Here is a 14,075-nt window from a genome sequence, read left to right as displayed (position 1 = left end):
TCAGAGCGAATATGAAGGAGGGGATGGCGCGCTGAAACGTAGAGCATTCGCAATGGAGTTGGCGTGTGCGATCGTGAAGGAATCTTACAGGATGGTTCAGAAACGCGCCCGGCGCTTTTTCCCCCTGCGACGAACGCTCCACCGATGACCCGCTTTCACTCCCCAGGGCTGGCCTGGTGTTGCTAATTAAAAAGCCATGAAGAAGCTTAAGGGAAGAGGTGGCGCAACTGAGGAGCAAAGCGTCCGAGCCAGGGATGGCGAGGCCGTGCTGCATGGATGCAGGCTTTCTTTGCGATCAGATGCGCCACTTCTGACCACGCAGGTACCCGAAGCGATCAGCCACAGACGTTAAGCAGGCTTTTCACTCTTAGGACGCTGAATCATCGCCAGCCCTTTCAAGAAGTTACGCAGAATCTGATCGCCGCATTCGCGATAGTTCTTATGATCAGGTTTGCGGAAAATCGCACCAATCTCAGCCTGTGAAACGGTAAAATTCACGCGTTTCAGTACATCAGGAATGTCGGTGGTTTTCAGATCAAAAGCGATACGCAGCTTTCTCATGAAGATGTTATTGGTCATCTTGCGCTCAATCGACGGCGCGGGCGCATCTTCACTTTTGCCGCGACGGTAGAAGATCAGGCCATTCAGGAAATAACCCATCAGCACATCGGGGCAGGGACGGAACGCAGCATCGTCATCTTTTTTCAGCCACGCCTGAATATCCGCCAGCGGCACGTCACATTGCGCCAGCGCAAAAATCTCCACCATTTTGGCATCGCTCAGGTTGAGCATATAGCGCACGCTGCGCAGAATATCATTGTTAGTCATGGTGAAATCTTCTCGTGGTCAGTCGACAGGCTGCGCATTATAGGGGATTTTGCCCGCCTTCGCGCAGGTTTGTGCCCGCCAGATTATCGCTGCAACACCGCACCGGGCAGCGCGGCGTCGCGCACAAAAGGCAGATGCTCACAGGCGTGCTGACGGGCAAAGCGGATAAACGCTTCCAGCACCGGCTGACGTTGCTCCCCTTCGCGCACGGCCGCATAAAGACGGCTCCACAGGCCATCGCCCAGCGTGCGGGTGACCACCAGACCCTGCTTCTCAAAACTCTCCACCACCCAGTGCGGCAGCGCGGCAATCCCCATACGTGCCGAGACCATCTGAATCATCAGCAGGGTATTATCCACACTTTTCAGTGCCGGACTGACGCCTGCGGGCTGCAGGAAGTGACGCCAGATATCCAGACGCTGACGCTGCACCGGATAGATCATCAACACCTCATCGGCTAGATCTTCCGGCGAAATCTGCTCAACCTGCGCCAGCGGGTGATCCGTTGCCAGCACCAGCCGCACTTCATAATCAAACATCGGGGAGTAGAACAGACCCGAGCGCGCCAGGATATCGGAGGTCAGCACCACATCCAGCTCACCCTGTTGCAGGGCGGGTTGAGGATCAAAGGTCACGCCCGATTTGAAATCCATCACCACCTGCGGCCAGCTCTGACGGAATTTATCCAGCGCGGGGGTCAGCCACTGAATGCAGCTATGGCACTCTATTGCCACCCGCAGCGTGGTCTGATGTGGCTCATGGCAGGCCTGCAATGCCTGCTGAATCTGCGGCAGCACCTGCTCTGCCAGCTGCAGCAGAATATCGCCCTGCGGCGTAAAGCGCAGCGGCTGACTTTTACGCACGAACAGGCGGAATCCCAGCCGCTGCTCCAGATCGCTGAACTGATGAGACAACGCCGATTGCGTCTGATGAAGCTGGGCCGCCGCCGCCGCCAGCGAGCCCGTATTGCGCAGAGCCTGAAGCGTCCGCAGGTGCTTGAGTTCGATCATGAGAGTCCTTCACATCGAAAATGAACATATTGCGCTTGAGCAATATACAGTACCCGCAGAGTATAGCAGTGTAAACATCTGGACGGCTAAACATCTTTGGCTGCCCATTTCAGCCAAAGTGAAAGATTATCTGGAGAACAGCACATGACTATCCTGAACCATACCCTGGGCTTTCCCCGTATTGGCCTGCGCCGTGAACTGAAAAAAGCGCTGGAGAGTTACTGGGCTGGCGACAGCACGCAGCAGGCGTTACTGGCGACGGGCCGTGAGCTGCGTGCGCGACACTGGCAACAACAGAAAGAGGCGGGTGTCGATCTGCTGCCGGTCGGCGATTTCGCCTGGTATGACCATGTGCTGACCACCAGCCTGATGCTGGGCAACGTGCCCGCGCGTCATCAGAACAAAGCCGGCACCGTAGACCTCGACACCCTGTTCCGCCTGGGACGCGGTCGTGCGCCGACCGGCGAGCCTGCGGCGGCGGCAGAAATGACCAAATGGTTTAACACCAACTATCACTACATGGTGCCAGAATTTACCCAGGGTCAGACGTTTAAACTGACCTGGACCCAACTGCTGGATGAGGTGGATGAGGCACTGGCGCAGGGACACAACATCAAGCCAGTGCTGCTGGGGCCGGTGACGTATCTGTGGCTGGGTAAAGTGAAGGGTGAGCCGTTTGAACGTCTGTCGCTGCTGGAGGGAATTCTGCCGGTCTATCAGCAGGTGCTGGCGGAACTGGCTAAGCGCGGCATCGAATGGGTACAGATTGATGAACCTGCTCTGGCACTGGAGCTGCCGCAGACGTGGCGCGAAGCCTTCCAGCCGGCGTATGACGCACTGCAGGGTCACAGCAAACTGCTGCTGACCACCTATTTTGACAGCATCGGCCAGAACATTGATGTGATTCGTTCGCTGCCGGTGCAGGGGCTGCATGTCGATCTGGTCCATGGCAGTGATGATATTCAACAACTGAATCAGCAACTGCCCGCCAGCTGGCTGCTGTCGCTCGGCGTGATCAACGGACGCAACGTCTGGCGCGCCGATCTGAGCCGCTGGTTCAGCCGCTTGCAACCGCTGACAAGAGCGCGTGAACAGGTGTGGATCGGCTCCTCCTGCTCGCTGCTGCATAGCCCTATCGACCTGAGCGTCGAGACCCGTGTGGATGATGAAGTCAAAAGCTGGTTCGCCTTTGCGCTGCAGAAATGTGCCGAGCTCTCGCTGCTGAGTCAGGCACTCAACAACAACGATGCGACGGCGCTGGAAGCCTGGAGCGCACCGGTACACGCCCGCGCTCACTCCCGCCGCGTGCATAATGCGGCGGTGGGCCAGCGTCTGCAGGCCATTACCTCACAGCACAGTGAACGCCAGAGCGCTTATCCGGTGCGGGCTGTCCTGCAGCGTCAGCGTTTTAATCTGCCAGCCTGGCCTACCACCACCATCGGCTCTTTTCCGCAGACCACTGAAATTCGCGGCCTGCGCCTCGACTTTAAACAGGGCCGGCTCGACAGCAACCATTACCGCACCGGCATCGCGGAGCACATTAAGCAGGCGATTCTCGAACAGGAGCGGCTGGGGCTGGATGTGCTGGTTCACGGTGAAGCGGAACGTAACGACATGGTTGAGTACTTCGGCGAACATCTGGAGGGGTTTGTCTTCACACAGAATGGCTGGGTTCAGAGCTACGGTTCACGCTGTGTGAAACCGCCTGTCATTATTGGCGATGTCAGTCGTCCGGAGGCGATCACCGTTGAGTGGGCCAGATATGCCCAGTCGCTGACCAACAAGCCGGTAAAAGGGATGCTGACCGGTCCGGTAACCATCCTCTGCTGGTCATTCCCGCGTGAAGATGTGTCACGCGAAACCATCGCGAAACAGATCGCGCTGGCGCTGCGTGATGAAGTCGAAGACCTGGAGAAGGCGGGCATCGGGATTATCCAGATTGATGAGCCTGCGCTGCGTGAAGGTCTGCCACTGCACCAGTCTGAATGGGCCGCCTACCTGAACTGGGCGGTGGAGGCCTTCCGACTGAATGCGGCGATGGCGCGGGATGAAACCCAGATTCACACCCATATGTGTTACTGCGAATTTAACGACATTATGGACGCTATCGCGGCGCTGGATGCCGATGTGATCACCATCGAAACCTCGCGATCTGACATGGACCTGCTGGAGGCGTTTGAAAACTTCGACTACCCGAATGAAATCGGCCCCGGCGTCTACGACATCCATTCGCCTAACGTCCCCAGCGTGGAGTGGATAGAAGCACTGTTGCTTAAGGCGGCGAAACGTATTCCGGAAGCGCGTCTGTGGGTGAACCCGGACTGCGGTTTGAAAACACGTGGCTGGACGGAAACGCGTCAGGCGCTGGCGAATATGGTGACGGCAGCGAAGAAATTGCGTGGAGAAACGGCGTAGGGAATCGGGTCTGGTGGGGCGAAAAAACCAAGGGCGCATAAGCGCCCCTTTTTCATTTACTGCGATGCAACACCATACTGCCTGAACCAGGCCAGCATCCGCTGCCAGCCATCATTGGCAGATTCAGCATGGTAGCTTGCACGATAGTCAGCATTAAAGGCATGACCCGCTTCGGGATAGACGATGATCTCTGCGGTCGCATTGGCGGCATGCAGTGCCTGACGCATCTGCTCGACGCTCTCCAGCGGGATACCCTCATCCTGGCCGCCATACAAACCTAATACTGGCGCATTCAGATCGACCGCAATATCAATAGGATGCTTCTGCTGCTTCAGCGTGCGCTCACCGGTCAGTCGTCCATACCACGCCACGGCGGCGCGCAGTTGCGGGTTATGCGCGGCATAGAGCCAGCTGATTCGGCCACCCCAGCAAAAACCGGTGATGCCCATGCGACGAATATCGCCGCCGTTGCGTGCGGCCCAGTTGGCGGCATGATCGAGATCGGCCAGCACCTGGCTGTCAGGCACTTTGCTGACCAGCTCGCTGAACAGCGTCGGGATATCATTATACTCAGCGGGATCGCCCTCGCGGAAATAGAGCTCAGGCGCAATCGCCAGATAGCCTTCCAGCGCCAGGCGGCGGCAGATATCCCGGATGTGTTCATGCACACCAAAGATCTCCTGCACGACCAGTACGACTGGCCACGGGCCTTCCGCTGACTGGGGTTTTGCAAAGAATGCCGGCATATTTTCGCCCTGGCTGGGCACTGAGGTTTCACCCGCGTGAATCGCCGGGCTGTCGGTAATGATGGTGGTGGAGGCGGTGGGCTGCACGGCAGGGGCAAAGCCGCCCGTCGCCGGTTTTTGTGCCATATTATCACTGGGTTTCATTATTCTCTCCGTGCAAGCATTTGCGCAATCACGTAACTATAGCCTGGCCGGAAAGCGTATGCGCCAGGTGTCGGGTCACAGAATCAGCAGCGAATAAAATCATCCTCCTCTTTAACATTGCGCTGACCCTGACACAGCCCCACTGAGAGCTATCCGCACCCGGAAGATGCTATTGTGTGATTGCTGTCACAATTTATCTTTCGGGAAATGTAACTTTCATTTTCTTAAGTGAATGTTGTCACATATTTATTGGGCGTGCTGGCGTAGAGTGGCGCGCTACCTTCCCTTAACAGGAGTCTGAAAATGACACAGTCTGACGTTTTCCATCTTGGCCTGACCAAAGCCGATCTGCAGGGCGCCACCCTGGCGATTGTGCCGGGCGATCCGGAGCGCGTGAAGAAAATTGCCGGACTGATGGAAGATGCCACGCATCTCGCCTCACACCGTGAATTTACCTCCTGGCTGGCAAAAATTGATGGTAAGCCGGTCGTGGTCTGCTCAACCGGCATTGGCGGTCCGTCGACCTCGATTGCGGTCGAAGAGCTGGCACAGCTTGGCGTACGTACCTTCCTGCGTGTCGGTACCACGGGCGCTATCCAGCCGCATATCAATGTCGGCGATGTGCTGGTGACCACCGCATCCGTTCGCCTGGACGGGGCCAGCCTGCATTTTGCGCCGATGGAGTTTCCGGCAGTGGCTGATTTCGCCTGCACCACCGCGCTGGTTGCCGCCGCAGAAGCCTGTGGCGCGAAAACGCATATCGGCATCACCGCCTCTTCTGACACCTTCTATCCGGGTCAGGAGCGCTACGACACCGTCTCGGGCCGCGTAGTCAGTCGCTTCAGGGGATCGATGAAAGAGTGGCAGGAGATGGGCGTTCTCAACTATGAGATGGAATCCGCTACACTGTTAACCATGTGCGCCAGCCAGGGTCTGCGAGCCGGCATGGTGGCGGGCGTGATTGTGAACCGCACTCAGAAAGAGATCCCGGATGCGGTCACCATGAAACAGACAGAAAGTGACGCAGTGAAGATTGTGGTCGAAGCGGCGCGTCGCTTACTATAACGACCGCGTCTGGCAGCAGGTTTTTTGTCCAGACTCAAAACCTGCTGCCGGTAGTTAACGGCGCGTAATATCAGTGAAACCTGAGAGTTTTTATGCGCAATACTATTCCCGTCCGACGTCCTGCCCCTGGTGCTAATCCGGCCGCACTCAAAGCCATGCTGGAACGCAGTGCCGAACGTTTCCGTGCCGCCATGCAACAGGGCGACTATGCGCTGGCCGCTCAATGCTGTGAAGAGGTATTGCGCACGATGCCCAATCAGATGCAGGTGCTGAGCGACTACGCGCTCTGCCTGCTGCGTCTGGGTCAGTACAATAAATCGTACAAAATCTACCAGAAGATTTATCAGTCACCGCCCGCTGTACAGGCTACCGCCTCTGAAACCTGGCTGGATGGCCTGACCGAAGTGTGTGGCTGGCTGGATAAAAAGGACGAGGTGGCGCGTCATGGGCTGGCCTCGCTGATGCGCTCTGATGCGCGTTTCAGTCAGGGGCAGCGCGCCGCGTTTCCCGCTCCGCAACCGGAGCCTGTCGATCTCACTCATCCGCACCAGAATGTCATCGCTTTCTGCCTCTATGGCGATCAGCCGCGCTACTGTGAAACCTTAATCAAAAACGTTGAAGTGGCGCCTGAACTCTATCCCGGCTGGGTTTGCCGCATCTATCTCGATGACAGCGTGCCGCAGCATGTCTGGCAGCGCCTTGACCAGCCGCACGTCCAGCTGATCGATATGTCCCACGAGAAAACGCTGTTTCCGACCCTGTGGCGTTTCCTGGTAATGGACGATCCGGGCGTGAAGCGTTTTATCGTGCGTGATGCCGACTCGCTGCTCTCGGAGCGCGAAGCGGCAGCGGTAAACGCCTGGCTGGCGTCGCCTTACTGGTTCCACCATATGCGTGACTACTTCTCCCATACTGAGCTGCTGCTGGCAGGGATGTGGGGCGGCTGTCACGGCGTCTTCCGGGATGTGGAACAGGCGATGCGCGATTTCATTGCGCAGTATCAGGGCAGCCAGCGCTTCACCGATCAATATTTCCTCAAGGTGGCGTTGTGGCCGACGGTGCGTGAAAGCCTCCTGAGCCACGATGAGTTGTTTCATTTTCATCAGGCCCAGCCGTGGCCTGACCATGCCCCCGTGCGCTGGCAGACGCCGCATTTCCATGTGGGCAGCAATGCCGGTTTTGCCAGTATGACCGGCAAATCCAGCGCCGCTGAGGGAAGCAGACAGCGCGTCGCGATTACCTCGGGCGGGACAACCTGGCACTATCTGGCGCAGGTTAAAAAGGGTGAATGGCTATTGCCCATGCCGTTTTTCCTGATTGATGAGTGGCAGGCTGGCAAGCTCACGGTGGCGGCGCTGTAAGGCGCTGAATCCTGCTAAAATTATCTGGACATTCATACAGTGCGACTCTACCTTTCCCTCAGCAGCCTGAGTCGCGGGGGAAATCATGGATCAGCACATCATTATCAGCGCCTGTCTGGCGCTTGCCGGGTTAGGGATTGGCTGGATGCTGGCACAGTTACGTGCCGGCCATCAGGTCGCCAGTTTCCAGACCGAGCGCCGTCTGCAGGAAGAGGCGCAACAGCGTCAGCAGCAGCAGATCGAACAGCTTCAGCAGCAGACGCAGCAGCGTGAGCAGGAGCTTCGTCAGCTGCACGGCGCGCTGAGCGGCGCCAATGAGCGGCTGCAACAGCTTGATTACTGGCGTAATGAAAGTGAGCAGCTTAATCGTGAACTGCGCAATCAGCTGGAGGTCAACAGCGCACAGGAAGCGGAGCTGCGCGAGGTGACCATTCGCCTTGAAGAGACCCGTTTCGCCGCAGAAGAGAAACAGCGCCTGCTGACCAACAGCGAACAACGCCTTAGCGCCCAGTTTGAAAACCTCGCCAACCGTATTTTCGAAAACAGCGGCCGTCGCGTCGATGAACAGAACCGGCAAAGTCTGGACGGGCTGATTGGTCCGTTGCGTGAACAGCTTGATGGCTTCCGTCGTCAGGTTCATGAAAGCTTTGGCGCAGAAGCGCGTGAGCGACATACCCTGACCCATGAAATCCGGCAGTTACAGCAGCTGAATGCGCAGATGGCGCAGGAGGCGCTTAACCTGACCAAAGCGCTGAAGGGCGATAATAAAATCCAGGGTAACTGGGGTGAAGTGGTGCTGAGCCGGGTACTGGAAGCTTCCGGACTGCGTGAAGGCTACGAATATGAAACCCAGGTGAGCATTCAGTCAGAACAGCAGGGCAGGATGCAGCCGGATGTGATTGTGCGCCTGCCGCAGGGCAAAGATGTGGTAGTGGACGCCAAAATGACGCTGGTGGCCTATGAGCGCTACTTCAATGCGGATGATGAGATCGAACGAGAGCAGGCTATTCAGGAACATGTCGCTGCCATGCGGGCGCACATCCGCCTGCTGGGACGAAAAGATTATCAACAATTGCCCGGGTTACGATCGCTGGATTATGTGCTGATGTTTATCCCGGTGGAGCCCGCCTTTTTGCTGGCCATTGACCGCCAGCCTGAGCTGATTGGTGAGGCGCTGCAGCAGAACATCATGCTGGTCAGCCCTACCACGCTGCTGGTGGCGTTGCGTACCATTAATAATCTGTGGCGCTATGAGCATCAGAGTCGCAATGCGCAGAGTATTGCCGATCGGGCAACGCGGCTCTATGACAAGATGCGGCTGTTTGTCGATGACATGAGCGGCATTGGTCACAGCCTGGATAAAGCACAGAACAGCTATCGCGAGGCGATGAAAAAGCTGTCAGAAGGGCGCGGCAACCTGATTGCGCAGACTGAAGGATTTCGTGCGCTTGGCGTGGAGATCAAACGGCCAATTAATCCTCAGCTGGCCGAACGAGCCATGCCGGAAAATCGGGCGGCTGATGACGCAGATGATGACAGTGATGCGGATGAGAGTGAGATGCATGTGAGGCGCCTCCACGAATAGTATGGGCGCAGCGTGCCTGACTTCCGTGACTCTGATACACTTCGGGAAGTATTGTTTGTGGAGCAGGTAAAACCGATGGCAGATGAATCACAGCAGGAAACTACCCATTTTGGCTTTCAGACGGTCGCCAAAAGCGAAAAAGCTGACAAAGTCGCGGACGTGTTTCACTCCGTAGCGGCAAAATATGACCTGATGAACGATTTGATGTCTTTTGGCGTCCATCGTATCTGGAAGCGTTTTACCATTGACAGCAGCGGCGTACGTCGCGGTCAGCGCGTGTTGGATCTGGCGGGTGGTACCGGCGATCTGACGGCTAAATTTTCTCGCCTGGTGGGCGAAACGGGTCAGGTTGTACTGGCCGATATCAACAGTTCCATGCTGAAGATGGGCCGCGAAAAGCTGCGCAATCAGGGCGTGGTCGGCAACGTGAGTTACGTACAGGCCAACGCCGAAGCCCTGCCTTTCCCCGATAACTATTTCGACTGCATTACCATCTCTTTTGGCCTGCGTAACGTTACGGAAAAAGAGAAGGCGCTGGCCTCTATGTTCCGGGTACTCAAGCCGGGCGGACGCCTGCTGGTGCTGGAGTTCTCTAAACCCGTTCTGGATCCGCTGAGCAAAGCGTATGACGCCTACTCGTTCCATATTCTGCCGCGTATCGGACAGCTGGTGGCGCAGGATGCAGAGAGCTATCGCTATCTGGCCGAATCGATCCGCATGCATCCCGATCAGGAGACCCTGAAAGCGATGATGAACGATGTTGGTTTTGAAAATACCACTTACTCCAATATGACCGGCGGCATTGTGGCGCTGCATCGTGGATTTAAGTTCTGAGTGAGATGGTAATGAACCTGACGCCCTTGATTACCGCGGGCCTGGAAACGGCGCTGAACCGTATTCTCTATCGCGATCGTGGCCTGAAACCGGCGCGGCAACGCCTGAATGGCAAAGTGTTGACGCTGCGCCTGAATGAGTTCTCTCATCCGCTGGTGCTGGTCTTCAGTGAACAGCAGGTCGATGTGTTAGCTGACTGGCAGGATCGCAGTGACTGCACGGTGATCACCTCGCTGAAAACCCTGCCGAAGCTGCGCGATCGCCAGCAGCTGACGCCGCTGATCCGTAGCGGTGAACTGCAGGTTGAAGGTGATCTGCAGGTGGTGCAGCAGTTCTCTGCGCTGATGGATCTGGCTGAGCTGGATCCGGCAGAATATCTGGCTCCCTGGGTCGGCGATATCGCCGCACAGGGGATCAGCCAGCGCTCACAACAGGCATTACGCTTTTTCAAAGGTGAAGTGCAGCGTCGCCAGGATTATCTCGGACAGGCCATAACCGAAGAGTGGCGTGTTGCGCCTGGCTCGCTGGAATTAGCCTGGTTTTCTGAGGAGGTCGACGCGATGGAACGTTCGCTTGAGGCGCTTGATGCGCGTCTGGCGCAGCTGGAGGCAAAATGAGTTTTGGAGAGATCCGCCGCTTATATCTGATCATGAAGGTGTTTCTGACCTATGGCCTTGATGAACTGATTCCTCAGACACGCCTCACTTTCCTGTTTCGCCTGTGGCGTCGCTCTGTTTTCTGGATCCCTAATCTGCATCAGCATGAACCGATCGGCGCACGTATGCGCATGGCGATGGAGCAGCTGGGTCCGGTCTGGATCAAGTTTGGCCAGATGCTGTCGACCCGTCGTGATCTCTTCCCGCCGCTGATTGCCGATCAACTGGCGATCCTGCAGGACCGTGTTGCGCCGTTCGATGGCGTCAAAGCCAAAGCGCAGATTGAAGCTTCAATGGGCGCGCCGATTGAAACCTGGTTTGATGATTTTGATATCAAGCCACTGGCTTCGGCATCCATTGCGCAGGTGCACACCGCCACGCTGAAATCAACTGGCAAGAAAGTGGTGATCAAAGTGATTCGCCCCGATATTTTGCCGGTGATTCGGGCGGACATGAAACTGATCTATCGCCTGGCCCGCTGGGTCCCGCGCCTGTTGCCGGATGGCCGTCGTCTGCGTCCGGTTGAAGTGGTGCGCGATTATGAGAAAACCCTGCTTGATGAGCTGAATCTGTTACGTGAAGCGGCCAACGCCATTCAGCTGCGCCGGAATTTTGAAGATAGCCGCATGCTCTATGTGCCGGAAGTCTATTCCGACTACTGCAGCGAAACCATGATGGTGATGGAGCGCATCTACGGCATTCCGATTTCAGATGTTGCCACGCTGGAGCGTCATGGCGTTAATATGAAGCTGCTGGCAGAACGTGGCGTGCAGGTCTTCTTCACCCAGGTCTTCCGCGACAGCTTCTTCCATGCGGATATGCATCCTGGCAATATTTTTGTCAGCTATGAACATCCGGAAGATCCACAATATATCGGCATCGATTGCGGTATCGTGGGTTCACTGAACAAAGAAGATAAGCGCTATCTGGCTGAAAACTTTATCGCCTTCTTCAACCGTGACTACCGTAAGGTCGCGGAGTTGCACGTTGACTCAGGCTGGGTGCCGCCCGATACCAACGTAGAAGATTTCGAGTTTGCGATTCGTACGGTCTGCGAGCCGATTTTTGAAAAACCGCTGGCTGAAATCTCCTTCGGGCATGTGCTGCTGAACCTGTTCAACACCGCACGCCGCTTTAATATGGAAGTGCAGCCGCAGCTGGTCCTGCTGCAAAAAACGCTGCTCTATGTTGAAGGCATCGGCCGTCAGCTCTATCCGCAGCTCGACCTGTGGAAGACAGCCAAGCCCTTCCTGGAAGAGTGGATCAAAGATCAGGTGGGATTACCGGCTATTATCCGTGCGGTAAAAGAGAAAGCGCCATTCTGGGCTGAGAAGCTCCCTGAGCTGCCGGAGCTGTTTTACGACAGCATGCGCCAGCACAAACTTTTGCGGCACAGCGTCGATAAATTAGTGGGCGATATGAATGCGCAACGCGTCCGGCACCATCAGGCGCGTTACCTGTTCGGCGTCGGTGCAACGTTGCTGTTAAGCGGAACGGCTGTGCTGCTCACCCGACCGGATTGGGACTTTTTCCCGGCGGTGTTGATGGCAGCAGGAATTGTCTCCTGGTTAATCGGCTGGCGTAAGACAAACTGATTGTCACGTCCGTCTAAAAAAAGGTAATGTCGCTGGCTCAGGCCCGGTTGAAAAGGGCACTCTGTGGTGCATTACCTCATCGTTTTCACAGAATATTAGAGGCTATCTCATGGGCGGTATCAGTATCTGGCAATTGTTAATCATTGCCGTGATTGTTGTACTTCTGTTCGGTACCAACAAATTACGTAATCTGGGTTCAGATTTGGGTTCTTCGATTCGTGGCTTCAAAAAAGCCATGGGTGACGAGGACGACAAAAAGGATCAACCGAAAGAGCAGGACGCTGACTTCGCTGCCAAAACGCTGGCGGACAAACAGCAAACTTCGGCTAACAAAGAAGAAGCCAAGAACGACAAGCAGGTGTAAACCGTGTTTGATATTGGTTTTAGTGAACTGGTATTGGTGTTCGTGATCGGGCTGATTGTACTCGGCCCGCAACGTTTACCGGTTGCGGTGAAAACCGTGGTCGGCTGGATCAGGGCGATTCGTTCGCTGGCAGCCAATGTACAACATGAACTGGCGCAGGAGCTCAAGCTGCAGGAGTTGCAGGAGAGCCTGAAAAAGGTGGAAGAAGCGGGCCGTGGCACGCTCTCACCCGAGCTGAAAGAGTCGATGGAAGAGCTGCGTAAAACTGCGGATTCAATGAAACGCTCGGTCAGTCAGAGCATCGACATTGAAAAAGAGGAAGACGAGGCAAACACCATCCATTCGGCTCAGCACAGGCCCGCGCCTGCTCCGGCTGAGCCTTCGGCGACACCGGCTACAGCAGAACATCAGGCCAGTGCCCCGGCACAGACACCGTCTGCGGTTTCAGAATCAGGCCCGGCGGTGCAGCCCTCTGCCGCACCTTCTGCCGTCGCCAATGCTCCTGCACCGGCTTCTTCAGCGGTTTCATCAGGTCCGGCGGTGCAGTCCTCTGCCGCACCAACCGCTGTGGCCAGCGCACCGGCACAGGCGCCCGCTGGCGACGTTGCCAGGCCGGCAGATCCTGCGCGTCATTCCGCTACCCCCTCTTCTGCAAGTGATGAACGATAATGGCCGTTGAAGATACCCAACCGCTCATCAGTCATCTGATTGAGCTGCGTAAGCGACTACTGAACTGCATCGTCGCCGTATTAGCGATTTTCCTGGTGCTGGTTTATTTCGCCAACGACATCTACCAGCTGGTCGCGGCACCGCTAATCAGCCAGATGCCGGTGGGCTCCAGCATGATCGCGACCGATGTGGCCTCACCGTTTTTCACCCCGATTAAGCTGACCATTATAGTGTCGGTGTTTCTTGCGGTGCCGGTGATCCTCTATCAGATCTGGGCATTTGTCGCCCCGGCGCTTTACCGTCATGAGCGCAGGCTGGTTATGCCGCTGCTGTTTTCCAGCACCTTCCTGTTCTACTTCGGCGTGGCCTTTGCCTATTTCGTGGTCTTCCCGCTGGCATTTGGTTTTTTCACCAAGACAGCGCCGATCGGCGTGACTGTAGCAACGGATATCTCCAAATACCTCGATTTTGTCATGACGCTGTTTATGGCATTTGGCGTGGCGTTTGAAGTGCCGGTGGCGATTGTGTTGCTGTGCTGGACCGGTATCACCAGCCCGGAAGAGTTGAAGAAGAAACGTCCCTATATTCTGGTGGGCGCCTTCGTGGTCGGGATGTTGCTCACACCGCCGGATGTTTTTTCCCAAACTTTGCTCGCTATTCCGATGTACTGCCTGTTTGAAGTCGGCGTATTCTTTTCCCGTTACTATGTGGGTAAAGGCCGCCGGTTACAGGATGAAGAAGAGAATACCGACTCCTGATGCGGACAGTTTTACCCGCACTGGCGGGAAGCGATCACTCCAAAC

General features: G+C 56.3%; 13 protein-coding genes. 10 read left to right on the top strand and 3 right to left on the bottom strand.

What is annotated here, in order from left to right:
• Nucleotides 1–348 precede the first annotated feature (348 nt).
• Together HFD95_RS15790 and metR are read right to left on the bottom strand one after the other, a co-directional pair.
• Nucleotides 349–828 carry a DUF1456 family protein gene (locus tag HFD95_RS15790; RefSeq protein ID WP_010257278.1) on the bottom strand — a complete coding sequence of 160 codons (480 nt, stop codon included), beginning with the start codon at nucleotides 826–828 and terminating at the stop codon, nucleotides 349–351.
• Nucleotides 829–911: 83 nt separating this feature from the next.
• Nucleotides 912–1,838: an HTH-type transcriptional regulator MetR gene (gene metR / locus HFD95_RS15785; RefSeq protein ID WP_003854400.1), complete on the bottom strand. Its 927-nt coding sequence runs from the start codon at nucleotides 1,836–1,838 to the stop codon at nucleotides 912–914.
• 144 nt (nucleotides 1,839–1,982) lie between these two features.
• Between metR and metE the strand changes: the two genes are divergently transcribed.
• The gene (metE, locus tag HFD95_RS15780) at nucleotides 1,983–4,253 is read left to right on the top strand and encodes a 5-methyltetrahydropteroyltriglutamate--homocysteine S-methyltransferase (protein WP_167430480.1); all 2,271 of its coding nucleotides are present in this window, start codon (nucleotides 1,983–1,985) and stop codon (nucleotides 4,251–4,253) included.
• A 56-nt stretch (nucleotides 4,254–4,309) separates the two neighbouring features.
• On the opposite strand, the gene HFD95_RS15775 is transcribed toward metE, so the two are convergent.
• Nucleotides 4,310–5,143, bottom strand: a complete 834-nt coding sequence (locus tag HFD95_RS15775; protein ID WP_010671680.1) for a dienelactone hydrolase family protein — start codon at nucleotides 5,141–5,143, stop codon at nucleotides 4,310–4,312.
• Nucleotides 5,144–5,446: 303 nt separating this feature from the next.
• Between HFD95_RS15775 and udp the strand changes: the two genes are divergently transcribed.
• The 9 genes from udp to tatC all read left to right on the top strand — a co-directional run bounded on the left by udp (nucleotide 5,447) and on the right by tatC (nucleotide 14,030).
• Nucleotides 5,447–6,208, top strand: coding sequence for a uridine phosphorylase (udp, locus tag HFD95_RS15770; RefSeq protein WP_010257266.1), 762 nt, complete (start codon nucleotides 5,447–5,449; stop codon nucleotides 6,206–6,208).
• Nucleotides 6,209–6,300: 92 nt separating this feature from the next.
• Complete coding sequence (locus tag HFD95_RS15765; protein WP_061901871.1) at nucleotides 6,301–7,569, top strand: tetratricopeptide repeat protein; 1,269 nt, start codon at nucleotides 6,301–6,303, stop codon at nucleotides 7,567–7,569.
• A gap of 85 nt (nucleotides 7,570–7,654) precedes the next feature.
• Complete coding sequence (gene rmuC / locus HFD95_RS15760; RefSeq protein ID WP_167430479.1) at nucleotides 7,655–9,154, top strand: DNA recombination protein RmuC; 1,500 nt, start codon at nucleotides 7,655–7,657, stop codon at nucleotides 9,152–9,154.
• Nucleotides 9,155–9,229: 75 nt separating this feature from the next.
• Entirely contained in the window at nucleotides 9,230–9,988 is a 759-nt protein-coding gene (ubiE, locus tag HFD95_RS15755; protein ID WP_008926452.1) for a bifunctional demethylmenaquinone methyltransferase/2-methoxy-6-polyprenyl-1,4-benzoquinol methylase UbiE, read from the top strand.
• 11 nt (nucleotides 9,989–9,999) lie between these two features.
• Nucleotides 10,000–10,605, top strand: a complete 606-nt coding sequence (locus HFD95_RS15750; protein ID WP_010257253.1) for an SCP2 domain-containing protein — start codon at nucleotides 10,000–10,002, stop codon at nucleotides 10,603–10,605.
• Nucleotides 10,602–12,239, top strand: a complete 1,638-nt coding sequence (gene ubiB / locus HFD95_RS15745; RefSeq protein ID WP_010257248.1) for a ubiquinone biosynthesis regulatory protein kinase UbiB — start codon at nucleotides 10,602–10,604, stop codon at nucleotides 12,237–12,239. Before HFD95_RS15750 ends, ubiB begins: the two co-directional genes overlap by 4 nt.
• 109 nt (nucleotides 12,240–12,348) lie before the next feature.
• Nucleotides 12,349–12,603, top strand: a complete 255-nt coding sequence (gene tatA, locus HFD95_RS15740; protein ID WP_010257244.1) for a Sec-independent protein translocase subunit TatA — start codon at nucleotides 12,349–12,351, stop codon at nucleotides 12,601–12,603.
• A gap of 3 nt (nucleotides 12,604–12,606) precedes the next feature.
• Nucleotides 12,607–13,272, top strand: a complete 666-nt coding sequence (tatB, locus tag HFD95_RS15735; protein ID WP_167430478.1) for a Sec-independent protein translocase protein TatB — start codon at nucleotides 12,607–12,609, stop codon at nucleotides 13,270–13,272.
• Complete coding sequence (tatC, locus tag HFD95_RS15730) at nucleotides 13,272–14,030, top strand: Sec-independent protein translocase subunit TatC (protein WP_167430477.1); 759 nt, start codon at nucleotides 13,272–13,274, stop codon at nucleotides 14,028–14,030. Before tatB ends, tatC begins: the two co-directional genes overlap by 1 nt.
• The last annotated feature ends 45 nt before the right edge of the window (nucleotides 14,031–14,075 follow it).

The sequence above is a fragment of the Pantoea sp. EKM10T genome (assembly GCF_011800685.1).
Lineage (GTDB): Bacteria > Pseudomonadota > Gammaproteobacteria > Enterobacterales > Enterobacteriaceae > Pantoea > Pantoea agglomerans.
The sequence above is the reverse complement of the archived record's forward strand: the minus strand, read 5'-3'. Positions and strand labels throughout refer to the sequence as shown.

Coding starts and splice junctions, on each gene's coding strand:
- HFD95_RS15790 (WP_010257278.1), bottom strand. CDS start 828: ATGACTAACAATGATATTCTGCGCAGCGTGCGCTATATGCTCAACCTG.
- metR (WP_003854400.1), bottom strand. CDS start 1,838: ATGATCGAACTCAAGCACCTGCGGACGCTTCAGGCTCTGCGCAATACG.
- metE (WP_167430480.1), top strand. CDS start 1,983: ATGACTATCCTGAACCATACCCTGGGCTTTCCCCGTATTGGCCTGCGC.
- HFD95_RS15775 (WP_010671680.1), bottom strand. CDS start 5,143: ATGAAACCCAGTGATAATATGGCACAAAAACCGGCGACGGGCGGCTTT.
- udp (WP_010257266.1), top strand. CDS start 5,447: ATGACACAGTCTGACGTTTTCCATCTTGGCCTGACCAAAGCCGATCTG.
- HFD95_RS15765 (WP_061901871.1), top strand. CDS start 6,301: ATGCGCAATACTATTCCCGTCCGACGTCCTGCCCCTGGTGCTAATCCG.
- rmuC (WP_167430479.1), top strand. CDS start 7,655: ATGGATCAGCACATCATTATCAGCGCCTGTCTGGCGCTTGCCGGGTTA.
- ubiE (WP_008926452.1), top strand. CDS start 9,230: ATGGCAGATGAATCACAGCAGGAAACTACCCATTTTGGCTTTCAGACG.
- HFD95_RS15750 (WP_010257253.1), top strand. CDS start 10,000: ATGAACCTGACGCCCTTGATTACCGCGGGCCTGGAAACGGCGCTGAAC.
- ubiB (WP_010257248.1), top strand. CDS start 10,602: ATGAGTTTTGGAGAGATCCGCCGCTTATATCTGATCATGAAGGTGTTT.
- tatA (WP_010257244.1), top strand. CDS start 12,349: ATGGGCGGTATCAGTATCTGGCAATTGTTAATCATTGCCGTGATTGTT.
- tatC (WP_167430477.1), top strand. CDS start 13,272: ATGGCCGTTGAAGATACCCAACCGCTCATCAGTCATCTGATTGAGCTG.